Here is a 21,908-nt window from a genome sequence, read left to right on the forward strand (position 1 = left end):
ACAAAACTATTAAAACTCCTGCTAAAATATTAAAAAAAATAAAATATTTATATTAACAGTCAAAAAAAGGACAGCTTGTCTTCACAAAGTATATCTTTTTCCTTATTCACACAGGTTGTTAGTACCTAAAGGTAGGAACCTAGAAGCTTATTATACAGAAGGAGATTTAGGTGCTGTTGTTTTTTTGCTTCTTCCATCTTTGAAAGCGGAATCCTTACAGCACCTTACATCTCGTTTTTATCAAGAAGACGGAGAAACGAACAAATATCAATTGTGTCCATTTTAGTATATTTTTTAATTATTATTAGTAACAGCTCGTCAGTGAAAACATCTCCACTAAGTATGCATACGACCATGCTCTATACAAAAGAAAAGTGAATTACTTCTAAAGGCTATTGCAAAAAACCTTCATTTGTTTCTCATTTAGTTAAACAAAACGATACTTCTATTTGATAAAATTACCAAAGTGGACATCAATTGCCTTCTTTTTCATATCCACATTTGATATTTTTATTAAAGATGTATAATCATTAATGACGCGCTCTTCTTCCTCATCATCTGCTTCAGCTAAGACACCTATTGCTTGTACCGTTGCATGAAATTCTTCTAGTAAATTTATCATGCCAGTAATGGTTCCACCTGCTTTCATAAAATCATCAATAATACAGACTTTTGCTCCTTCCGATAAACTGCGTTTCGGCAACACCATGGTCTGGATTTTTCTAGATGATCCAGATACATAATTAATGCTTACAGAGGACCCTTCTGTTACCTTGGGATCTCTGCGTACAATCACTACCGGTACATTCAAAAAAGAGGCAACAGCGTATGCCAATGGAATCCCTTTTGTAGCAACGGTAACAACAACATCTATATCTTTTTTAGCAAATGCCGAAGCAAATACACGCCCAATTTCTCGTACCGTCTTCGGATCGCCTAATAGATCGCTCATATATAGATACCCGCCTGGAAGGATACGAACAGGATCTTTCAACTTTTGTCGTAATGCTTCAACAAAGCGTTTATTTTTTTCATCAACGCATGCAGGTATAAACTTCACCCCGCCCCCTGCACCTGTCGTCCGTTGCAAATAGCCAATTCCTTCACTTCGAAACACCGCATCGATAATATCCATATCTTCACTAATAGAAGCTTTCGTAGTAGCTAATTGTGAAACAAAATACGGAAATTGTGTGTGCGTCCGAGGATTTTCAAGAAAAAAATTAGTTAGAGCAACTAAACGGTTACTTCTTTTCATTTCCACACCTCAAAACCGAATATTTTCCTCTAAATATACCATCAATATACGTTTTTTACAAAGGTTTTCAACCTAATAATCGTACATAATAAACTTCTTCACAAAAGCCTCTCATTCCATTATAGATTTTTCTCGCTTTACTTTCGTGCTCGACGAGGCCATACACTGTCGGGCCACTTCCACTCATAAGTACACCAGACGCACCTGCTTGTTGTAAAGCCGTTTTAATACGCTGTACTTCTGGGTGTTGTTTTATCGTTATCGGTTCTAATGCATTCCCTAAGCTTAAACATAGCTTATTAAAATTCCCTTCTTCTAATGCTTCCATAACAGCTTTTGTGTTAGGATGAACAATATCTTCCACCACTATGCGTTGAAAAATAGTTCCTGAAGAAATACCAATATCCGGCTTAGCTAAAACGACCCAACATGGCGGCGGCGAGAGAAGCCGTTGGACAATTTCTCCCCTACCTTTAGCTATTGCCGTTTTTCCATATATACAGAACGGCACATCTGTACCTAATAACGCACCTACACTTGCTAATTCAGTATCTGAAAGGTGAAGTGACCACAAACGATTTAAACCTTTTAATACGGCAGCCGCGTCGGCGCTACCACCTGCTAATCCTGCAGAGACGGGGATGTTTTTTTCAATTGTTATATGTACACCTCTATGAATACCATACGCTTGCTTCAAAGCTAAGGCAGCTTGGTAAGCTAAATTGCGTTTATCACTTGGAACAAATCTACTTTCCAATGATATTTCGATCCGGTCCTCAGGTAATTCATATAAACAAATGCGATCCGCTAAATCAATGGTTGTCATAATCATTTCAATGTTATGGTACCCGTCGCTCCTTTTACTTCGTACGTCCAATGATAAATTTATTTTTGCAGGTGCTTTTTCAAAAATTACCATCACCCGTCACCCTCTTGTTTAAAGATATTAAAATTGTAACATATTCCATTCAACTGCGTGAAACGCAAATAAATACATATGTGCAGAACTTGTCTAGCAAGCGAATTCTAGGTGGTAACCGTTCCCGAAACGGGATTCACCGCTTCCTTTACTAGGAAGGTTTTCATGTTTCTGCTTCATCAATTATTGCGTACTCAGGAGCGACCATTCTTCTTCAATGATTCAGCCCTTCCTAGAAATATTTAGTACTACGGCTTCGGCTGACTTCTGAGAGCTCAGCGAACACTTACATTTTCGGTTACGGCGTGTGCACTGCTTTTCTGTCAGATCTCCCAGGGTAAGCACACATTCTTCCTCTCCATATCCCCACTTCATTTACTCTGTGTACCCTTTTGCAGTAAGGATTTTGACTTGTTATGCAGTCTCATCCAAGTACACCTAGCCTTCTATGAAGTTCGTGTTCCTAAGGGCGGAGATTTGCCGCCGACTTCCTTCAGATTCTGGGTCACCCCAGACACCCTTGTCTTAGGCTAACCACTACTACTGCCTTCGTGGTTCGGGACTTGAACCCTAGAGAATGTGTGCATGCCTGGCACACATAAAAAAACAAGGCAAACCCGATTAGGATTTGCCTTGTCTCATACTAGCTTCCGCTCTTTCAATGGCACGTTTCACCATATTCCCAGCATCGCGCGCTTTAATGCCGCCCCATCCTTCCCTTTGCACCGTGTCGTAAAACCCTAACTCTTTCGCAATTTCTTCTTTTAAATGATCCGACATCATTCCACGTCTTCTAGCCACGAAGACAGTCCCCCTTTTATAAATGCGTATTGGTATGATACGACACACTTAGTGTATGCTTTTTCATTCTATATACAACTGTTATTAAACAGCAAAAAAGGAAATAGCAACTATTTTTTTATACTATTCTGTTAATTAAATATAAAAATAAAAGCAGTAAACCTTAGGCTACTGCTCAAGCACTGACGCAATGTTTTTATCATCTGCAAAGCGAAGCTCTACTGTTTCTGTTAAAACATCTGCATAGCTGTATGAAACACGTTCGAATGCATTTTCTTCTTGGTCAAGCTCAACAATAAATACAGAAGGATATGTTTCTGCTAAGATGCCGGAACGCTCAATGGTCTTTCTTCTTCCACCATTTGCTGTAAGCTTTAACCGTTTTCCAACATGACCTTCAAGACCTTGCTTTATTTCGATTAATGTTTTCGCCACTATACTCCACCTCACTGTAATTATCATACCACGAACTTGTACAAACGTCAAGCAAAACTTTATATTATACCAATATTACTTTTTTGATGTCAATATATTTTTTCGTATTTTCGTTTATTATTTGTTTTTAATTACTTTTTATGCACATTTTTTCAGAAAAACTTGACTTTATTTTTACTTTGGTAATTAAATGTTAATTTTACAGTGAATGCGTAGTAAAAAGAATCGCAACTTTTCAACTTATTATCCCAGTTGCCCATCGCTTAACGTTATCCTCTATGTTATAACAGTATTTTGAATGAACTTAATCAATCGTACCTCCTTCCTTTAAGTCTCTTTCATATATGGTAAACCTGTACGTAATAATCCTCTTGTTTCAACACCGCCCATCCCTTTGTCTCCTGTGAGCGTAGTTCGAATAGCATCCCATACGCTCACCTTTTCCATAAAGGGTGTATAGGCAACTTTAGCAGCAATATAGACAGGGTCTAACGCATGAATATTGACTCGAAATGGTGAACTAGCAAAATTAGCCCCTGCCCGAACTAACAGCTCAAAATGCGATTGACACGCTCCTGCAAAAATGATGAGCTGATCCAAATTGGGATTGGTCCGCCTCGCTTCTCGTACAGCTTCAATAAAATACCTTGAATTGCGATAAGCACGTAAATCTTGCTTTTCTCCTTTGTTTTTAGAAAAAGCGTCATGCCCAGTAATAACAATGATATCTGGTTGAATTTTTTCTATGAGTTCTGTAATCCTTACAGGCATATCGCGTTCATATAAATGTACTCCATGTACTTGCAATCCGATTCGCTGATATAATTCGATACATTTTTTTAAATACATTGCATCTCCATCAATGTGCAGCACTTTTGCAGGCAATTGAAAATAGGAAGCTTCGTGTATAAAACCGTCCGTAGCTTGGTATTGCCTTTTTTCTTTTAACAATTGATAATCTTGACGAAATAGTCGATAGGAAAATTCTTCACTTTCTTTCCCTTGTTGCCTCCGTTTTTGTAGCTCCCTTTCTTCCACCAATTTCAAATCATCTATTGGAGCATCGGCTTTCAAACGGACTTCCTCTCCTACTAAATCGACAAGCTCTTTTTTCACAGAAGAAACCCGAAATAATATATCATGCTGATAAGAGTACCTTGTGACTAAATCACCCTTCGAATAACTCATCCTATATCTCACAGCCTCCCTGAGCTATAAACTTATGCTATATCGTATGATTATAAATAAAAAACTGTGCGTTTATCTCTGTATTCTCTATCGTACGGGCTTTTTAAGAACAAAGGTGCAAGTTCCCGGTTAGAAACGTAGCGAGTGGAACGAAGCAACTAAGTTTTTAGGAATTATGCTCCTGCAACAGGAGCATGCCGGCGCCCTCCGGCAAGCCCGCCTTTAGTCGGCCTTCCTATTTAGAACGAACCGATAATGGCTTAGCGTAGAGCAATGGAGTGAAGTCGCCTAGTTGCTGGGCGCTGGAGCCGGGCGCGTTTAAATAAGTTAGTAAGTTTATTCATAGCTGCTAAATTTTATAATTTGACCATTAAAAAACTTGGATTTTCACCAAGTTTTTCTACAGATGACACCTATCACGCCTTAGAAGAAGCTATAAACGTGTTAGCCAATAACGCAAACTCCTCCATCGTTAGAGACTCCCCACGCCTTCCTCCATCAATACCAATTTGTTGTAAAATAAGACCAACTTCTTCTTTCGTCAACTTTTCTTTAAAATAGTTGGTTAGATTATTACGTAATGTTTTCCGACGTTGGGCAAAACTTGCTTGTATCAGTGAGAAAAAGAAGTGTTCATCCACAACATTTACAGGGGCTTTCGTCCGTCTAACTAAACGCAATATACTGGAATCGACATTAGGTTGGGGCATAAATGCACGTTTTGGAACTTGCATAACAACTTCTGCTTCTGTGTAATATTGGACAGCTAATGTTAGTGATCCATAACTTTTGGTATTCGGTTTTGCTGCCATTCGTTCTGCAACTTCCTTTTGAATCATTACCGTGAAGCTATCAATTGGCAAGTGATCTCGCAATAATTTCATTAAGATAGGAGTAGTTATATAATAAGGCAAGTTAGCTACAAGATGAACAGGCTGCTCTGGATGAAAATGCGTCCTTATCATGTCGCGAACGTTTGCTTTTAAAATATCCTCATGTACAACCTCGACATTATCATAGGGTGCAAGCGTATCCTCTAATACTGGTATCAGACGTTGGTCAATTTCAAATGCGAGTGTCTTTTGACTATGAATAGCTAAATGTTCTGTCAACGCTCCAATACCAGGACCTATTTCGATTACACCAGACTCCTTATCAATCCCTGCTTGGCGAATAATATTATTTAAAATATTACTGTCAATTAAAAAGTTCTGCCCTAAGCTTTTTTTAAAAGAAAAATGATATTTCTTTAAGATTTCTTTCGTTCGTGATGGCGTAGCAATAAATTTATGATTGGTCATTTTTCTCTTTCCTCTCTTGATCCATTTGCAATACTGCTCTTTCAAATTCAGCTTTTCCAATACCAAACATCGTTAATCGTTTTAATAACTGCTTGCCATTCGTATGCCCAATTTGCAATAACTCACCAAGCTGCTCTCGCCTTTTGTTCGCTTCCTGACCTCCAATGAATCCGTAATGCATTAACTCTGCTTTCGTTATCTCACTCTCTCGTACGGGTTGCAGCTCATAAACAGATTCTAATGCCTTTTTTATATCCTCGATAGACGCATGCTCCACCCCTAAATTTTTTGTTGTCGAATTTTTAGCACGAGCTTCATTACGTGTTAAAAAAGCATGCTTACAACCTGGTACAGCTTGATCAACAATATGACGAATGCGCTCACCAGGATAGTCAGGATCTGTAAAAATAATAACTCCTCGTTTATTTTTTGCATGCTGAATCTGTTTTATAATAGATGTATGAATGGCTGATCCATTCGTCTCAATTGTATCTGCATCAACAGCCTGGTTAATTTTAGCTGTATCATCTTTTCCTTCCACTACAATTACTTCCTTCACCTTCATAAGTCTTCCCTCTTCCTTTAACCTTTCATTTTTAAAAAAAATTAAATTATTACCCGGTATTACTGGCGTAAGCTATATTTTTCTTAGACGATAAACTACTAATTCTATCGTGCAAAGAAATTATTCTTAGACGTCAACAATAGGACAATTAAGATAGCATTGATGGAACCTTCTCTTTATTTTAGATACACATAAAACACTCATTTATTTTAACATATCATTATAAGACTGTTATAGACGTAATGGAAATGGAAAAGATGATAAAATCACGGAACAAAGGCTCGGGGCGCCCGGTTAGCAACATAGCGACTGGAACGAATCAACGAAATTTTTAGGAATCATGCTCCTGCAACAGGAGTATGCCGGCGCCCTCCAGCAAGCCCGTCTTTAGTCGGCCTTCCTATTTAGAACGAACCGATGATGACTTAGCTTAGGGTAATGGAGTGAAGTCGCCTAGTTGCTGGGCGCTGTAGCCGGACGTGGCTAAATAACTTAGTAAGTTTATCCACACCTGCTAAATTTTATAATTTCCTAGACAATTAGAAAAATTTGGCTTATCGCCAAGCCCTAATGGCGAAAGGCGTAGTTTTCTTATAGTGTAAAAAATGGTTTCGATTATCATCTTTGATAATCGAAACCATTTTCATCGTGTTTTTTAAATAAGATGCAAACATTACTAATTGAGTACTTTCACAGTTACCGTTTTCACACCCCAACGGTAAGCAGCTTTTTTGGAAGGAACGTGTACATCAATTCGATTTCCAACAATATGGCCACCTGTATCTCCAGCAATTGCTTCTCCGTATCCTTGCACCCAAACTCTTGAGCCTAAAGGAATAACGCTTGGATCAACAGCAATAACTTTTCGATTTGGATTAGCGTTTAAATCAATCCCCGTAGTAGTGAATCCAGAACATCCGTTACAGCTAGCAGTATACGCGCTTGCTGACATGGTAAACGTTTTCCCTGAACCTTTTTGCTTTTTATTAGAAGCAGGCGAACTGTTTGTTTGACGTTTTGATTTTGGTTGTTTGTTCGATAATGTAAATAAATTTTTGTTCTGTTGCGGCTCTTTCGTTCCAATTGCAACAATTTGATTTTCACTTTCTTCAATAATCTCTTTACTAATTAATTTTCTATCTTTTTCTTTTCCGTTTTCTGTTACTATTTCATAAATCTTCTTTACCTTACCAGCTTTACCTTCAGTTACAATCTTTTCCTCGCCTTTTGCGAGATCACTGTCTTCTCTTTCTTCTGTGTCAAATGCGAGCGCTTCCGTTACCTCGTCTCTTTCTTTACCAACACGAACAACTGAAATAACAGTATCTTTTGTGACTTGTTTATTTAAACTAGGCTTCACTTTATCATCGCTGTCTTTATTCACTTTTACATTGGATTCTTTAAGCACTTCTGCTACTGTTCCACCAGTCGTCCACACGCGCTTTTCATCTGTACCGTCGTTTATTGTAATCTCATATGCTTGGTCGATTTCTAAGTGTAATCCATCTGTAATTTTATCACCTTTAGCAAAAGATACATTATCACGCTCATGGTATGACAGGTCATTCTCTTGCAAAAATTTATCTATCGTATTTGCTGTTGTATAATAGTTGGTCTGTTTCCCATTTACTGTCAAAAACACTTGCTTCGCTTGCTTATAGCTAATTTCCATTCCGTCTTTAATGGAATCATTCATGCTATGGGACAAGTAATCATGCTCGCCAACCTGAATGTCTGCTTCCGCTAGCGCTTCTTCTACGGTGTTTTGATGTGTCTTTACCGTTTGTTCTTCGCCATCTTTATGAATGACGATTTCTGCCTTTGTCGCATCAAATACAATGAATCCGGAAAAAGTAATAAGTGCTAAAATCCCAATAAAAGATAAAACCAGTTTCATTGTCGATGCAGGCATTAACTTTGATACCTTTCGCATGCTTTTGCCTCCCTTTTTCATGCAACTTTGATTATATTAACAGGACTAAGTAAAGTCAAAGCCATTCCGATTACGTTTGCATTACAATTCCATTACACAAAGAGTAATGCGCATTTATAGATAACATACAGAAGCCTAAAAGCCTTGATATATATGGAGTGAACCCACTAATAAAACAAGGCAAAAAGTGAGACTGCGCTTTACTTAGCCGTTTCACTTTTTGCCTTGTTTTTCCTATTTTTTAACAAATTAATTCAGTTTTATGACAACCCCCACTAAAATAAAAGCAACATTTAATCCACATTAATTCCCTTGTTATCCCAGTTACATCCATGGGAATGAATTAGTTTCTAGCTGCTGGTATATTCTGTTTAGACTTGTTCAGCATACATCACTAACACTTAAAGGGAGCACCTTTTATATTTATGATATACGGAAGAGGGTATGTGCATTTTTTGTAGTTATTTCCCCGACTTCTTCTATACTCATCCCACGTAACGCTGCTATTTTTTCAGCAACTAATGTAACATATGCTGGTTCATTCCTTTTACCTCGATATGGATGCGGAGCCAAAAACGGCGCATCGGTTTCAATTAATAATCGATCTAACGGAACTTGAACGGCAACTTCTTTTGGTAAGGTCGCATTTTTAAATGTTACAGGTCCACCTAAAGAAATGTAAAAATTCATATCCAGGCAATCCTGTATATAATTTACCGAATCATTGTAGCAATGCATGATCCCGCCTACTGATGCCGCCTGCTCTTCCTGTAAAATCGCAATAATATCTTCCGTTGCTTCACGATTATGAATAATAATCGGCATTTGGAGTTTCTTTGCTAGCCGAATTTGTTTACGGAACACTTCTTTTTGCACATCTTTCGGTGACTTATCCCAATGATAATCCAATCCCATTTCTCCAAGAGCTACTACTTTCGGATGAGATGATAACTCTTCTATCCATTCCAACTCCTGCTCTGTCATATCGACCGCATCTACAGGATGCCAGCCTATAGCTGCATATATGGTTTCATACTGTTCTGCGATTTCGATTGCTAGTGGAATAGTAGCGCGATCAAAACCGACAACCACCATATGTGTTACCCCAGCATCAAAAGCTCGTTGAATGGTTTCATCACGATCTTCAAAAAAATTTCTTGCATTTAAATGAACATGGGTGTCAAACAACAATTCTTTCATCTCCTTAACGACCTATTGAAAAACTTGGGAAAACACCGTCGTTTTTCTTAACTATAAGCCAGAATGTTATACTTTCTTATGTGAGGAAAAGACCAAACTCTACCTGAGATTGGTCTTTTTATATCCTCTATTTTACAATGGAACCATTCGGAAGGGAGCTCTCCACAGAAGCTAAAGATAGCTTCCCTGTCTCATCCTCTCCAGAAAGAATCATTCCTTCTGATTTTTCCCCACGTAATGTAACAGGTTTCAAATTCGTTACACAGATGACCTTTTTGCCAATTAATTCTTCAGATTTGTAATGTTCAGCAATGCCTGAGATAACTTGGCGCTTCTCTGTCCCTAAATCTAACTGTAGTTTCAATAACTTATCTGCTTTCTTTACGGGCTCAGCTTGTAATATTTCTGCGACACGCATATCAATTTTCATAAAATCATCATACACAATTTGTTCTTTTTCTACCTTATCTTCCTCCTTTTCTTCCTTTGCTTTAGGCGGATTCATCATTGCTTTAATAGCTTGTATTTCATCTTTTGCATCTAAACGTGGGAAAATTGGCTTGCCTTTACTTACAATCATACGTTCTGCTGTAATATGCCCTTCTTCATAAAGACTATCCCATTCTTTTAGCTTGTCCTCTGTTATGCCAAGCTGACGGAAAATCTCCGCTGGAGCCTCTGTTAGAAATGGCTGTAGCATAACAGCTGCCTTACGTAAATACTCAGCCAAATGCGCCATGACATTTCCTAGTCGTTCTTTGTTAGCATCATCTTTTGCCAACATCCACGGCTCTGTCTCATCAATATATTTATTCGTACGACTAATTAGTTGCCATATAGCTCCTAATGCTACCGAAAACTGCATCTCCTCCATTGCTGCTTCCACTTTTTCTATCGTTTGTTTGCCAAACGCTTCTAAGTCGCTATCGAATTCTGTTTCTGACGCTCGATATGCTGGCATTTTACCGGCAAAATATTTATTAATCATGGCAACGGTACGATTTAACAAGTTACCTAAATCATTTGCAAGATCATAATTCGTCCGTTCTACGAATCCTTCTGGTGTAAATACACCATCTGATCCAAAAGGAACTTCCCGTAACAAATAATAACGAAGCGCATCTAAACCATAACGATCAATTAATTGAACTGGGTCAATCACATTGCCTTTTGATTTCGACATTTTTCCATCCTTCATTAAAATCCAACCATGTGCAAACACCTTTTTCGGTAACGGAAGATCTAGCGCCATTAACATAATTGGCCAATAAATAGTATGGAAACGTACAATTTCTTTACTCATTAAATGCACATCTGCCGGCCAATATTTTTGATATTTTGTGTCATCCTCTGTTCCATATCCTAATGCCGTTATGTAATTCGTTAAGGCATCAATCCATACATAAATAACATGTTTCGGATCACCAGGAACTTTAATTCCCCAATCAAAGGTCGTCCGAGAAACAGCTAAATCCTCTAGTCCTGGTTTAATGAAATTATTTAGCATTTCATTTTTACGACTTTCAGGTTGAATAAAAGTTGGATTGTCTTCATAGAACTGAACAAGACGGTCGACATACTTGCTCATTTTAAAGAAGTAGGATTCCTCCTTCACTTTCTCAACTGGACCACCGCAATCCGGACAACGACCAGCAGCTAGTTGACGTTCCGTAAAAAAGGATTCACAAGAAGTACAGTACCAGCCTTCATATTCATCTAGATAAATGTCACCTTGTTTAACAAGTTGATCAAAAATTTGAGCGACAATTTTTTTATGACGCTCCTCTGTCGTACGGATAAAATCATCATTAGATATTTTTAGTTTTTTCCATAACTTTTGAATTCCATCCACAATGTGATCGACATATTCCTGTGGTGAGACGCCATTTTCAGTCGCTTTCTTCTGTATTTTTTGTCCGTGCTCATCTGTCCCGGTTAAATACATCACATCGAAGCCACGTAATCGTTTATATCGAGCCATTGCATCTCCGGCAACTGTCGAATATGCATGCCCAATATGCAAATTACCACTAGGATAATAAATTGGGGTAGTTATATAAAATGTGTTTTCATTATTTACCATCTGCTTTCCTCCTTATGCATTGCCTAACACCCTTTTTAAGCTATTACTATTGTAGCTTTTATGAGCTTATTTGCCAAATAGAGTGTTAATTACTTTACATATTTAAAAAGAGAATGTAAAGTCGAATTATATAAATTATATTTTGAAATTAAGATAAAGCGTATCTTCCATTAGTTGGGTTTTCTTTCTTCCCACACAGCTTGTTCACCTAGAAAAAAATTGACTTATCTTCCTCTTTATCGTGCAAAAAGTAAAATAATATACTTCTTAGCGTATAAAGAGCGTATCAACACATTGTAAAAAACATCTATAGCACCACACCCTTTTTAGAAAAAACGCCCGTTTAGCAACGTAGCGAATGGGACGAATCAACGAAAGATTGAGGAATCGTGCTACTAAAACAGGCGCATGTCTCGTTGCTAAACGATGGAGCCGACGTGGCTATTCGGTTATTTCGTTATCTATTAACACCTCACTTTATACTTTCTTATTCTAACTAGAAAACATTGACTTATGCCGTAAGCCTGAAATGTTATACTTTCCTATCGCGTAAAAGCTGTCATGACAGTTTTTTTAAAAGCAACCAAATTATTTAATTTTCTGGTAAATAATTATTGACAGAAAAAAGAAACACTGGTATTCTATTGCTTAGAACGATGTCGAATTATGGCGATTTTTTTAGTAGTTAGTAGTTTATTAATTTTGAAGAACGCTGACATGTTTGTTACAAGGCAGTCCCGTTTTTCGAAAGCATAGGGGGGAAGTAATTTGAAATCTACCGGAATTGTACGCAAAGTTGATGAGCTTGGCCGTGTAGTAATCCCGATGGAACTTCGGCGAACGCTGGAAATCCAAGAAAAAGATGCAATGGAAATCTACGTGGAAAATGACAAAATCATACTAAAGAAGTATAAACCAAACATGACATGTCATCTTACTGGTGAGGTATCCGATGATAATCTTTCACTAGCAAATGGCAAAATTGTGCTTAGCCAAGAAGGCGCACAACAACTTTTACAAGAAATAGAATCTAGACTGAATAAATAAGTCTTAAAAAGGCCTGACGCTTGCATTGCACGGCAGGTCTTTTTTTATTACACACTTTTACGTAATAGCTATTGCTTTTCATTACAAAACTCGCTTTTTTACCTGCTCCTTACAGTGAAAACTTCGTTAGACTTATACAATAGATCCCATTTCCTAGACGACAAGAAAATCTTCAAGCTGTAGAGGCACTTTCTCCCCCCCTACAGCTTGAAGATTTTTGTTATCTTACATGGTAATTTTGATATACTTCTCGCTTTGGTAATTGCCTGTCCTGCGCAACACGCTTAATGGCATCCTTGCTCGATAAAGCTTCTTCCTGTAAATAATGTTCCACATGCTCTACGATCGTTAAATTGCTCCACCATAACGTATCTTGCTGTTCTATTTCAGTGGCTCCTTCTAATACAATGCAGCATTCCCCTTTTACTGTAGCTTTATCTACATAGGCAATCACTTCATCAAGCGTTCCACGTAAGTAAGATTCAAAACGCTTGGTCAATTCTCTCGCAAATGTAACTTGTCGATTACCAAATACATTTCGCATTGCTTGTAACGATTCCCGCAAGCGATAAGGTGATTCATAAAACAGTAACGTAGCCTGTAGCGGGGCAAGTCGCTCTAACTCCAATACTTTCTCTTTTTTCTTACGAGGTAAAAATCCATAAAAATAAAATTCACTCGTAGGCAATCCAGAGCCAACTAATGCACATAGTGCTGCATTCGCACCTGGTAAAACAATAACAGGTATATCTTGCTTAATAGCAGCTTGTATGATTTCTTGTCCTGGATCAGAAATAGCTGGCATACCAGCATCACTTACTAGAGCAATGGATTCCCCTTGCTCTAGCTTCGATAACAACTGCTCTTCTCGAGCTAATTTATTATGTTCATGATAGCTAATTAACGGCGTCGTTATTTCAAAATGACGTAGTAAATTTTTAGTATTTCTCGTATCCTCCGCAGCAATGACAGATACAGACTGAAGTGTCGTTAATGCGCGATACGTAATATCTTCTAAATTACCAATTGGTGTAGGTACAACGTAAACAGCTGCGCCTTCTTTGTCAAAACTGTTCTGTAGGTTCATATTTTATCACTTCTTTCAGATTGCCATTTCCCCTAATTAATTTCCATTTTTCTTTTCTCGGTAACTGCTTAATGGCATACTCTTTCTTCATGGCTTCCTCTTTGGTCTCAAAATGTTCCACATAGACGACTTGAAATGGACCTCGCCCTCGTGTATATTTTGCGCCTTTGCCCTCTAGATGCAATTTCAGTCTGCGTTCTAAATTATTTGTATATCCCGTATAAAGCGAGCGATCATTACAACTTAAGATATAGACAGTATGTTTATTTTCCATAAATAATATCCTTTGCTTCTTTTGTATAATCACCATTTTCATCGTAAATATAAAGTGGAGGCAAAATTTTCAGATCTGGCTTACCATCTCTAGTTCCTTCCACTAATAACATATTTGCTTCACGACCTTGTTTAGGGTAAACCAATTGTAGACGCTTTGGCTCTAGTTTATATTGACGAAATAAATGTATAATATCCACTATCCTTCCCGGTCGATGTACCATGGCTACCTTTCCACCAGGACGAACATATAATTTACAAGCTTTTACCACATCTTCCAACGTACAGTAAACTTCATGCCTTGCGATCGTTAAATGCGGATTTTCATTATGTTCTGAAGAAAGTGGTGTTGAAAAATAGGGTGGATTACAAGTAATTACATCAAAACTACTCTGTTGAAGCAATGGCTGCAAATGATTTAAATCCGCATGAAGTATGTTTATTTGTTCCGTTAATCCATTCATAGTCACGCTTCTTTCAGCCATTTGGAATATTCTTTCTTGAAGTTCTACCCCAGTAATTTCTGCTCCCGTTTTTCTTGATAATAGTAATGGAATGACACCATTTCCAGTACATAAGTCAAGGATTTTTCCTCGTTTGATTGGCACATATGCAAAATGAGCTAATAAAACAGCATCTAAAGAAAATGAAAACACCTCAGGGCTTTGGATGATTTGCATCCCTTGCCCTGCTAATAAATAATCCAATCTTTCATTATGATATAGTTCAACCATCCATCTATCCTCTCTTTAACTTCTAAAATGGATTTTTTCATTCACGAATGATGCAGTATTGTCTTCTCAAGGTGATGTCTTTACAAACATCATAGACCTAAACCTGAATGATTCATACCTCTAATATAATGGCAGATTTAGTGCATAAACAAATGGCAAATCACGTTATTTTACCAAGGTCAGCGCTGGATCTTGCAGCAATAGTTGACAGTAAAGAAGAAAAGCTGCCTAAAATTCAGGCAGCACAATTCGGTTTCCTCTGTCTATCAAGGAATATCATTTGTTTTTGTTATTTCGTCTTATTAAGAAAATCTAAGCAAAAAATGCAATCTTCGTTTCGTCGTGGACTGCCAAATTCCAGATTACAAATATGAAATCCTTCTTCGTACAAGCGTGCTAAATTATCATAACCTTCGCCAGGGAAACTTTTTTCCTTTTGCTTGGCACTATTTGTCGCTTCAGCATCATGATTCGTATGATCTAAATGACTGCGTAAATGATGATTTTCCATAGATAGCCGATGATTCTCTTCTAATAAATCGCTTAACTTCCCTTTCAAATCACCTAACTGCTCATATAACTCGCCTATTTGTTTTTCCATATCTAAAACCTGATCAAATATTTGCCTATTCTTCACGCTCTCACCCCGTTATTCTGTGGCTTGCGCTAAAATTCCTTCATTAATTAGTTCGTCTAACGTATATTCGATGACCCTTTCTTTCTCAGGGATCTCAATTTGGATGAGTCGTTCTAGGATGTTTAAGCCAACTACTTTACCGCTTCCAAAGGGTGTATCCATTCTTTCTCCTATGTCTGGTAATTCACGTTTGGCTGTCTCATAATCGTCATTCTCATATTTCAAACAGCACATTAACCTACCACATAATCCAGAAATTTTAGCCGGGTTCAATGATAGATTTTGATCTTTCGCCATTTTAATAGATACTGGTTCAAAATCACCTAAAAAAGTAGAGCAACAGAGCATCCTACCACAAGGGCCTATTCCACCAAGCATTTTCGCCTCGTCACGAACTCCGATTTGGCGCAATTCAATACGCGTTTTAAACATGGCCGCAAGATCTTTTACTAAATTTCTAAAATCTACTCGGCCATCTGCTGTAAAATAAAATATGATTTTATTACGATCAAATGTATATTCCACTTCCACTAAATTCATTTCTAAGTCATGTTGTTGAATTTTTTCCGTGCATGCGTCTAAAGCTTTTTGCGATTGCTCTTGATTTTCTATAACGGTTAATTTATCCTTATCCGTCGCTACACGAAGAACCTTCTTTAAGGGTAGGACGATATCTTCTTCATCGACACGTTTATTTGTAATTACCACTTTACCAAACTCTATGCCACGTATCGTCTCTACAATAACATAACTGTCTAGTGAAATCGACTCTCCTCCTGGATCAAAATAATATATTTTACCCGCTTTTTTAAAGCGGACGCCAATGACTTCTATCATTCCCTATCACCTCTGCATTTGAAGTGTAAGCTGTTCAATCACTAAGGTAGGATGAACATTTTGCTTCAATTTTCGCTTTGCTTGTAAGACAGCCTGTAAACTTGCTAGTAGCTTCTCTTGCGAAAAATACATGGCTGCTTTTTTCAGCAATTCATCAGAAGGGGCGAAAAATACCATCCCAGCTTCGTGTTCTATTTGGTAATAAAGAATATCTTTTATGGCAAAAAGCAAGAGATCCAATCCTTCTTCCTGTTCATTTCGTTCTTTGAAATGAGTCACCCAATGCTGATGAATAAATAAGTAAACATCTTGAGGATTGGTTAAAAGTATTTCAACTAATTGTATCACTATCCGCCGTGCTGTGGCAAACGACTCGTCATGACTTTTATCAATTGCTTCTTGTAAATTATTCGTCATGGCACTTATCAATATCGCACTGCGCTGATCTAACCCTTTTTCGATTAATTGCTGTTGAAATTTACCTGGATGAAGGGGGCGTAAATCAATGACTTGACATCTAGAGCGAATGGTTGGAAGAATAGCTTGGCTATTATCTGTGAGCATAATAGCGGTCGTTTTTTTATTTGGTTCCTCCAAAAATTTCAATATTCGATTCGCTGCATTCACTGTCAATGTTTCCGCGCCATCTATAATATATACTTTTTGATCAGACTCCATGCCCGAATACGTGAATTCCTTTTGTAAGTTTCGAATTTGCTCTATTTTAATTGATTTATCATCTGGTTCAATCCAGTGCACATCTGGATGATTGCCAGATGCAATACGCTTACATGTATTACATTCTAAACAAGGATTAGCTATTTCGTTTCTCTCACAAAATAACCCTTTTGCTATCAGTGAAGCAATTGCTCTTTTACCAGTCCCTCGTTCTCCTTGAAGCAAATACGCATGAGAAATCCGGTCTTTTTTCATACTGTTTATAATAATTTTGCTTGCTAACGGTTGTACATGAGCAACCTCTGACCATGTTTCCATATGTATCCCCTTCGTATTGCGATTACGTATATAGGTTAACTAATAGCCCTTTTATCTCGCCAATTAAGCCGAGCAGGTCTACAGATTTCTTCTCTTGATTCATCATATCTTCCGTTAATTGCATGAGCTTATCATCAATTTGCTTTACAATGGTTAACTGCCGATTGTTGCCATGAATACTAAAGCTTTGGGACTTTTGTAAACGTAGACCACTACCAACCGTCTCTCGTAAAAATCCCTTTACAAGCCGTTTAAATTTGGCAAGGTCCTGAAACGAACGAAAGCGAGCCAACCTTTCTCCTTGTAAAGAAATATTTTTTACAATTACTTGCAACTCTTGCTGATTGATAGATGTAGATTGGGACTGAAGCAATTTTTGAAATCCACGATTCCCCTCACTATTCGATTGCGGAATATGCATTTCTGGTTGCGTTCTAACTTCTTGACTTATTTTCATACTTTCAGCCCCTTTTCTTTTCTAAAATTGAAAAAATGATTCAATTGGTAAAATAAACACAGTTGCTCCGCCAACTTCTACTTTTACAGGTTTTGGGATATACGAATCGGCATTACCGCCCATTGGCGAAATCGGAGCAACCATTTGTTCGCGATGAGAGCAATTATCTTTAATGATCTTTAATGCATCATCGACATAATCATCCTCACAACCGATCATTAATGTCGTATTTCCTTCTTTCAAAAATCCGCCAGTAGTAGCAAGTTTGGTCGTTTTAAAATTTTCTTCTCCCAATGCATCCACCAGACGGTTAGCGTCTTTATCCTGAACCACTGCGATAAGTAATTTCACCCTTACCAGCTCCTTTTTATTTTTTTAATAAAGATAGAATACGATCCAAGGCTTCCTGTTCCACACTCTCCAGATTTTGAGCAGCATCAATGGTTTGAATCCTTTCTGGAAATCTTTCTGTAAGTATATGATAAGCTTGATACACCTGTTCGTGAAATGCTAGGTTTTCTAAATCTAGCCGATTTTGTTCTCTATCTTTATTCGCCGCTATCCGTTCTAATCCTTTTTTTGGCTCTATGTCAAAAAATAATGTTAGATCTGGCATACAATCGCCAACCGCAAACTGGTTAATTTTTAATACTTCATTCATTCCTAATCCTCGAGCATAGCCTTGATAAACAAGGCTGGAATCTATAAACCGATCACATAGCACGATTTTGTCTCTTTTTAATGCCGGTACAATTTTTTCTGCAAAATGCTGGCTTCTTGCAGCCGCATAAAGTAAAGCTTCCGTATGCTCTTCCATCTCTGTGTGGAGCGGATCTAATATGATTTGTCTTATCTTCTCGGAAATTTTAATTCCGCCTGGCTCACGAGTGGCAAGCACATCATACCCATTTTGCCTTAACTTTTCTGTTACGGTGTGCAAAACGGTAGTCTTTCCAGCTCCCTCGCCACCTTCAAATGTGATAAAATATCCGCCCAATGTTATTCTTCCCCTTCTTCTATTTCTGCAAAAACATAGATGCTATTCGTATGTCGTTGTTGCATTCGTATTCCCCGCTCTTTCATTTGCTGTATCTTTTTAATATGTGCTTTGGTTATTCTTTCTCCTTTTAGAATAAAAGCAATTCCTGGAGGATACGGAATCATTGCTTCTGCCGCAATATAGCCCGCTGCATCTGAAAGGGGTATACACGTGACAGCCGAGCGATTCATCACTTCATAAGATAACTGCAATTCTTGAATAAGAGCAGTTTTATCATATTCTACGTCTATTGTATCATGCTTTCTTTGATTTTTTAATTGGTCGTTCACGGTTTTCAGTGCTTTTCTTACATTTGCTAATTCTTTAAAAGGAGCTAACCCATGAATCAATAAAATTTGCTTTTCCGTTACAAGCTCTGGGTATATTTGCTGTTTCTCCAACAGGTTGGCTACTTCTTTTGCAACAATCCCCGCTTTTACATGAAGCGTTATTTTTAACGGGTCATCACTTGCTATAAGCTCCCAATAAGGGGACTGCGCAAAAATATGCTTTACTTCTTGTGCACTTGCAAGCACCTCTGCCATCGTTTCCCGTTGCATCGTTGCCAAATAATAACGGGCCAAATCTAAGGAAGCTAATAGCGGGTATGACGGACTACTCGACTGGAGCATTTGTAAATAGTGGGATATACGTTCTTTTGAAATCCGTCTTGAATTATAATGTAAATAAGAACCCATCGTCATCGCTGGTGCCATTTTATGTGCAGATTGGACGACGACATCAGCGCCTTGATGTAGTGCCGAAGGGGGAAAGTTTTCTCCAAGGGAAAAGTGCACCCCATGCGCTTCATCCACTAATACAGGGATATCAAAAGCATGAATTTGTTCAATGAATTGTCGAAGGTCGTACGCTTTACCAAAATAATCTGGGTAAGTGAGAATAACCGCCTTCGCATGCGGGTATTGATTTAAAGCTTTCTGGAGCACAGACAACGACGGCTGTGTAAATCGACGGACGTTTTCATCATATTGTGGTGCAATGAACACAGGTTTTGCTCCGCTTAATTCTAAGCCATTCATAATCGATTTATGACAATTGCGTTGTACGATCACCGTATCGCCTTGTTTACAGACAGCTAAAATCATCGCTAAATTACCTACTGTACTACCGCCAACTAGAAAAAAAGTCTTTTCCGTTTGAAAGAAATTGGCTGCCAATTTTTCTGCATCAGCAATGACCCCTGTTGGCGCATGTAAATCATCTAACCCCGTTAATTCTGTCATATCTATTTGTAAAATAGATTGATAAACCTCTCTTGCTTCATGAGGAAATATATGTCCATTTTTATGCCCAGGTACATGAAAAGACGTCGGCTGCTTTCCTTTGAATTGTTCTAATGCATCATATAAAGGTACATGTTGCTGTTTCAATATAGTAACTCCTCATGTTTATGTATGTCATTTTTGGCCGTCAAGCCTATTAACTATAGCAAAATTACTTTTATATAGCTTAACATATTCATAGCGCATCGCAAGTTTCTTAGAAAGTATATGGAAAGTTTTTTAAAATGCTATAATCACTATATGTTCAGCAGGTATTTGAATATAATTTTACGAAACATATACACAGTGACTGCTGCGGAAAAAACTACGCTTTCCTAGAGGAACAGGGTGCCGGTATAGCAACGTAGCGAGTGGAACACATCAACTAAAGATGTAGGAATCATTCCACTAAAACAGGCGTATGCTGACGTCGGGCGGCAAACCCGTTTTTAGTCGGCCTTCCTCTTGGGAACGAACCAATGATGTTCCTAGATTAGGGCAATGGAGTGATGTCGCCTCGTTACTCGGCGATAGAGCCGGGCATCGCTATTCCCTAGCACCTCATTTTATACTTTCTATCGTGAAAAAAAGCCTTTGCATGCAAAGACTTTTTAAACTAGGAATATAGTTTTGGTTTCGTAATATTTTTTAATTTACGTACATAATAGTTATATTTTTCTTCTCTCGGTTCTGTGTAAATCATATTATGCTCACACTCACAACAAATAAACATGGTATATAAATGAATGCCATCCTTCTTTTCCTCTTCACAAATGCCACAACGCTCATATATCGTACGCTGTTTCATAACCCCACCTCCATATTCATTAGCATCTCCTAATCTAATGAATTATATACGAGAATCTTTGAAACTTTTTGCATGGGGTTGTAACTCGTTTTTTAAGAAATAATAAACAAGTGAATAGCTGATAAAGATGCTATTCCAAATATACCGAGAAAACCGGATACGACAGCCGTAAATAAATTGATCGGAATGTGTAAACCTATTGCACCACCGAATACATTAATAAAGAATAACAGCAAAACACCAATCCCTAATTTCACAGTTGTTTGTCCAATCACACGCATAAATTTTACAGGTGTACCTACTAGTAGCAACAGGATGATTAGCGCCACCATAATAGATATGACTACTGTCGAACTCAAATTCATCACCTCTTTTTTCTTAAACGTTCACAAATTTTCTGCACCCTCCCTATTATGTATGTATATACAAAAGAAAAAAGAACCTGTCCGATGGAAGCTTGATGAGAAAAACGAAGGCTTATCACCAACTCTTTATGGCAAAAAGTCTTCGTTTTACTTCTACTATAAACCAAAAAAACCTTATGCTTTCATACTAGTGCAAGCTAAATCAATAAAAAAACAGTAGCAATTCGTGGATAATTGTAAACTTCAGCGACTTCATTGTGAAATTCCAGTAACTATCTTGTGAACTTCAGCGACTTTTTATGAAACTCAAGCGAAAGTATATTGAACTTCAGCAACTTTACAAATCAAAAAGACAAGCTCTTCTTCGTCTTGTCTTTGTAAAAACTACTATTGTTTTGTTTTAGAAAAATGCAACTTATTACCAAGGTTAGCTCTAAAAAGGGTTAATGGAAGTCTGCACGTAAATTACGGTGTCGTGCTTCTTTAAGCAAATACATATATTTAGCTCGAGCAACTCTCTCCCAGTAATTCCCTTCTAGCGTGAACTCCACACTTTTTGAGACGATGGATTCTATTTGCTTCCATTCTAGTTCTAGCTCTTTTAGTGTATTTAATAACTCCCTATCTACATCTCTTTTCTTTATTTTCTTAGCCATGTATCC

24 protein-coding genes are annotated in these 21,908 nt (G+C 37.7%); 1 reads left to right on the top strand and 23 read right to left on the bottom strand.

The window, feature by feature from the left end; all coding sequences use genetic code 11:
• Positions 1-445: 445 nt before the first annotated feature.
• The 10 genes from purR to metG form a co-directional block, all read right to left on the bottom strand.
• Positions 446-1,258, bottom strand: coding sequence for a pur operon repressor (gene purR / locus BUB45_RS15105; protein WP_073011509.1), 813 nt, complete (start codon positions 1,256-1,258; stop codon positions 446-448).
• Positions 1,259-1,325: 67 nt separating this feature from the next.
• On the bottom strand, positions 1,326-2,177 hold the full coding sequence (gene ispE / locus BUB45_RS15110) for a 4-(cytidine 5'-diphospho)-2-C-methyl-D-erythritol kinase (protein ID WP_073011529.1): 852 nt from the start codon (positions 2,175-2,177) through the stop codon (positions 1,326-1,328).
• Between the two features lie 621 nt (positions 2,178-2,798).
• Entirely contained in the window at positions 2,799-2,978 is a 180-nt protein-coding gene (locus tag BUB45_RS15120) for a small, acid-soluble spore protein, alpha/beta type (protein ID WP_073011534.1), read from the bottom strand.
• A gap of 168 nt (positions 2,979-3,146) precedes the next feature.
• On the bottom strand, positions 3,147-3,413 hold the full coding sequence (gene veg, locus BUB45_RS15125) for a biofilm formation stimulator Veg (RefSeq protein ID WP_073011537.1): 267 nt from the start codon (positions 3,411-3,413) through the stop codon (positions 3,147-3,149).
• Positions 3,414-3,740: 327 nt separating this feature from the next.
• On the bottom strand, positions 3,741-4,601 hold the full coding sequence (yabG, locus tag BUB45_RS15130) for a sporulation peptidase YabG (protein WP_073011540.1): 861 nt from the start codon (positions 4,599-4,601) through the stop codon (positions 3,741-3,743).
• 416 nt (positions 4,602-5,017) lie between these two features.
• Positions 5,018-5,902, bottom strand: coding sequence for a 16S rRNA (adenine(1518)-N(6)/adenine(1519)-N(6))-dimethyltransferase RsmA (gene rsmA / locus BUB45_RS15135; RefSeq protein ID WP_073011543.1), 885 nt, complete (start codon positions 5,900-5,902; stop codon positions 5,018-5,020).
• A complete protein-coding gene (rnmV, locus tag BUB45_RS15140) occupies positions 5,889-6,467 on the bottom strand; it encodes a ribonuclease M5 (protein ID WP_073011545.1) in 579 nt (192 codons plus the stop codon). The genes rsmA and rnmV overlap by 14 nt, the downstream gene beginning before the upstream one ends.
• A 676-nt stretch (positions 6,468-7,143) precedes the next feature.
• Positions 7,144-8,400 carry a resuscitation-promoting factor gene (locus tag BUB45_RS15145; RefSeq protein ID WP_073011548.1) on the bottom strand — a complete coding sequence of 419 codons (1,257 nt, stop codon included), beginning with the start codon at positions 8,398-8,400 and terminating at the stop codon, positions 7,144-7,146.
• Positions 8,401-8,823: 423 nt separating this feature from the next.
• The gene (locus BUB45_RS15150) at positions 8,824-9,591 is read right to left on the bottom strand and encodes a TatD family hydrolase (RefSeq protein WP_073011551.1); all 768 of its coding nucleotides are present in this window, start codon (positions 9,589-9,591) and stop codon (positions 8,824-8,826) included.
• A gap of 136 nt (positions 9,592-9,727) precedes the next feature.
• On the bottom strand, positions 9,728-11,683 hold the full coding sequence (gene metG, locus BUB45_RS15155) for a methionine--tRNA ligase (protein WP_073011554.1): 1,956 nt from the start codon (positions 11,681-11,683) through the stop codon (positions 9,728-9,730).
• A gap of 768 nt (positions 11,684-12,451) precedes the next feature.
• Between metG and BUB45_RS15160 the strand changes: the two genes are divergently transcribed.
• Positions 12,452-12,730: a transition state genes transcriptional regulator AbrB gene (locus BUB45_RS15160; RefSeq protein ID WP_073011557.1), complete on the top strand. Its 279-nt coding sequence runs from the start codon at positions 12,452-12,454 to the stop codon at positions 12,728-12,730.
• Positions 12,731-12,950: 220 nt separating this feature from the next.
• On the opposite strand, the gene rsmI is transcribed toward BUB45_RS15160, so the two are convergent.
• The 13 genes from rsmI to BUB45_RS15230 all read right to left on the bottom strand — a co-directional run bounded on the left by rsmI (position 12,951) and on the right by BUB45_RS15230 (position 21,902).
• Positions 12,951-13,817, bottom strand: coding sequence for a 16S rRNA (cytidine(1402)-2'-O)-methyltransferase (gene rsmI, locus BUB45_RS15165; protein WP_073011560.1), 867 nt, complete (start codon positions 13,815-13,817; stop codon positions 12,951-12,953).
• Positions 13,795-14,091: a GIY-YIG nuclease family protein gene (locus BUB45_RS15170; protein ID WP_073011562.1), complete on the bottom strand. Its 297-nt coding sequence runs from the start codon at positions 14,089-14,091 to the stop codon at positions 13,795-13,797. Before BUB45_RS15170 ends, rsmI begins: the two co-directional genes overlap by 23 nt.
• Positions 14,081-14,824: a tRNA1(Val) (adenine(37)-N6)-methyltransferase gene (locus tag BUB45_RS15175; RefSeq protein ID WP_073011565.1), complete on the bottom strand. Its 744-nt coding sequence runs from the start codon at positions 14,822-14,824 to the stop codon at positions 14,081-14,083. Before BUB45_RS15175 ends, BUB45_RS15170 begins: the two co-directional genes overlap by 11 nt.
• 289 nt (positions 14,825-15,113) lie before the next feature.
• On the bottom strand, positions 15,114-15,461 hold the full coding sequence (yabA, locus tag BUB45_RS15180; RefSeq protein WP_073011568.1) for a DNA replication initiation control protein YabA: 348 nt from the start codon (positions 15,459-15,461) through the stop codon (positions 15,114-15,116).
• 12 nt (positions 15,462-15,473) lie between these two features.
• Positions 15,474-16,298 (bottom strand): PSP1 domain-containing protein, encoded by an 825-nt coding sequence (locus BUB45_RS15185; protein WP_073011572.1) that lies wholly within the window; start codon positions 16,296-16,298, stop codon positions 15,474-15,476.
• A 6-nt stretch (positions 16,299-16,304) separates the two neighbouring features.
• Positions 16,305-17,294, bottom strand: a complete 990-nt coding sequence (gene holB, locus BUB45_RS15190; protein ID WP_073011575.1) for a DNA polymerase III subunit delta' — start codon at positions 17,292-17,294, stop codon at positions 16,305-16,307.
• Positions 17,295-17,316: 22 nt separating this feature from the next.
• On the bottom strand, positions 17,317-17,751 hold the full coding sequence (locus BUB45_RS15195; RefSeq protein WP_073011578.1) for a YaaR family protein: 435 nt from the start codon (positions 17,749-17,751) through the stop codon (positions 17,317-17,319).
• A 21-nt stretch (positions 17,752-17,772) separates the two neighbouring features.
• A complete protein-coding gene (locus BUB45_RS15200) occupies positions 17,773-18,102 on the bottom strand; it encodes a cyclic-di-AMP receptor (RefSeq protein ID WP_073011581.1) in 330 nt (109 codons plus the stop codon).
• A 16-nt stretch (positions 18,103-18,118) separates the two neighbouring features.
• Positions 18,119-18,748 carry a dTMP kinase gene (gene tmk, locus BUB45_RS15205; RefSeq protein ID WP_073011583.1) on the bottom strand — a complete coding sequence of 210 codons (630 nt, stop codon included), beginning with the start codon at positions 18,746-18,748 and terminating at the stop codon, positions 18,119-18,121.
• Positions 18,749-18,750: 2 nt separating this feature from the next.
• Positions 18,751-20,181 (bottom strand): aminotransferase class I/II-fold pyridoxal phosphate-dependent enzyme, encoded by a 1,431-nt coding sequence (locus BUB45_RS15210; RefSeq protein WP_073011585.1) that lies wholly within the window; start codon positions 20,179-20,181, stop codon positions 18,751-18,753.
• 508 nt (positions 20,182-20,689) lie between these two features.
• The gene (locus BUB45_RS15215) at positions 20,690-20,881 is read right to left on the bottom strand and encodes a sigma factor G inhibitor Gin (RefSeq protein ID WP_073011588.1); all 192 of its coding nucleotides are present in this window, start codon (positions 20,879-20,881) and stop codon (positions 20,690-20,692) included.
• Positions 20,882-20,973: 92 nt separating this feature from the next.
• A complete protein-coding gene (locus tag BUB45_RS15220) occupies positions 20,974-21,240 on the bottom strand; it encodes a pro-sigmaK processing inhibitor BofA family protein (RefSeq protein ID WP_073011590.1) in 267 nt (88 codons plus the stop codon).
• 449 nt (positions 21,241-21,689) lie between these two features.
• On the bottom strand, positions 21,690-21,902 hold the full coding sequence (locus BUB45_RS15230; RefSeq protein ID WP_073011596.1) for a YaaL family protein: 213 nt from the start codon (positions 21,900-21,902) through the stop codon (positions 21,690-21,692).
• Between the last annotated feature and the right edge of the window lie 6 nt (positions 21,903-21,908).

It is taken from the genome of Virgibacillus chiguensis (assembly GCF_900129865.1).
Taxonomy (GTDB): Bacteria; Bacillota; Bacilli; order Bacillales; family Amphibacillaceae; genus Virgibacillus; species Virgibacillus chiguensis.

Excerpts from the sequence above, each read along its gene's own strand:
- purR (WP_073011509.1), bottom strand. The coding sequence starts at position 1,258 with ATGAAAAGAAGTAACCGTTTAGTTGCTCTAACTAATTTTTTTCTTGAA.
- ispE (WP_073011529.1), bottom strand. The coding sequence starts at position 2,177 with ATGGTAATTTTTGAAAAAGCACCTGCAAAAATAAATTTATCATTGGAC.
- yabG (WP_073011540.1), bottom strand. The coding sequence starts at position 4,601 with ATGAGTTATTCGAAGGGTGATTTAGTCACAAGGTACTCTTATCAGCAT.
- rsmA (WP_073011543.1), bottom strand. The coding sequence starts at position 5,902 with ATGACCAATCATAAATTTATTGCTACGCCATCACGAACGAAAGAAATC.
- rnmV (WP_073011545.1), bottom strand. The coding sequence starts at position 6,467 with ATGAAGGTGAAGGAAGTAATTGTAGTGGAAGGAAAAGATGATACAGCT.
- BUB45_RS15145 (WP_073011548.1), bottom strand. The coding sequence starts at position 8,400 with ATGCGAAAGGTATCAAAGTTAATGCCTGCATCGACAATGAAACTGGTT.
- metG (WP_073011554.1), bottom strand. The coding sequence starts at position 11,683 with ATGGTAAATAATGAAAACACATTTTATATAACTACCCCAATTTATTAT.
- rsmI (WP_073011560.1), bottom strand. The coding sequence starts at position 13,817 with ATGAACCTACAGAACAGTTTTGACAAAGAAGGCGCAGCTGTTTACGTT.
- BUB45_RS15170 (WP_073011562.1), bottom strand. The coding sequence starts at position 14,091 with ATGGAAAATAAACATACTGTCTATATCTTAAGTTGTAATGATCGCTCG.
- BUB45_RS15175 (WP_073011565.1), bottom strand. The coding sequence starts at position 14,824 with ATGGTTGAACTATATCATAATGAAAGATTGGATTATTTATTAGCAGGG.
- BUB45_RS15185 (WP_073011572.1), bottom strand. The coding sequence starts at position 16,298 with ATGATAGAAGTCATTGGCGTCCGCTTTAAAAAAGCGGGTAAAATATAT.
- holB (WP_073011575.1), bottom strand. The coding sequence starts at position 17,294 with ATGGAAACATGGTCAGAGGTTGCTCATGTACAACCGTTAGCAAGCAAA.
- BUB45_RS15195 (WP_073011578.1), bottom strand. The coding sequence starts at position 17,751 with ATGAAAATAAGTCAAGAAGTTAGAACGCAACCAGAAATGCATATTCCG.
- BUB45_RS15215 (WP_073011588.1), bottom strand. The coding sequence starts at position 20,881 with ATGAAACAGCGTACGATATATGAGCGTTGTGGCATTTGTGAAGAGGAA.
- BUB45_RS15230 (WP_073011596.1), bottom strand. The coding sequence starts at position 21,902 with ATGGCTAAGAAAATAAAGAAAAGAGATGTAGATAGGGAGTTATTAAAT.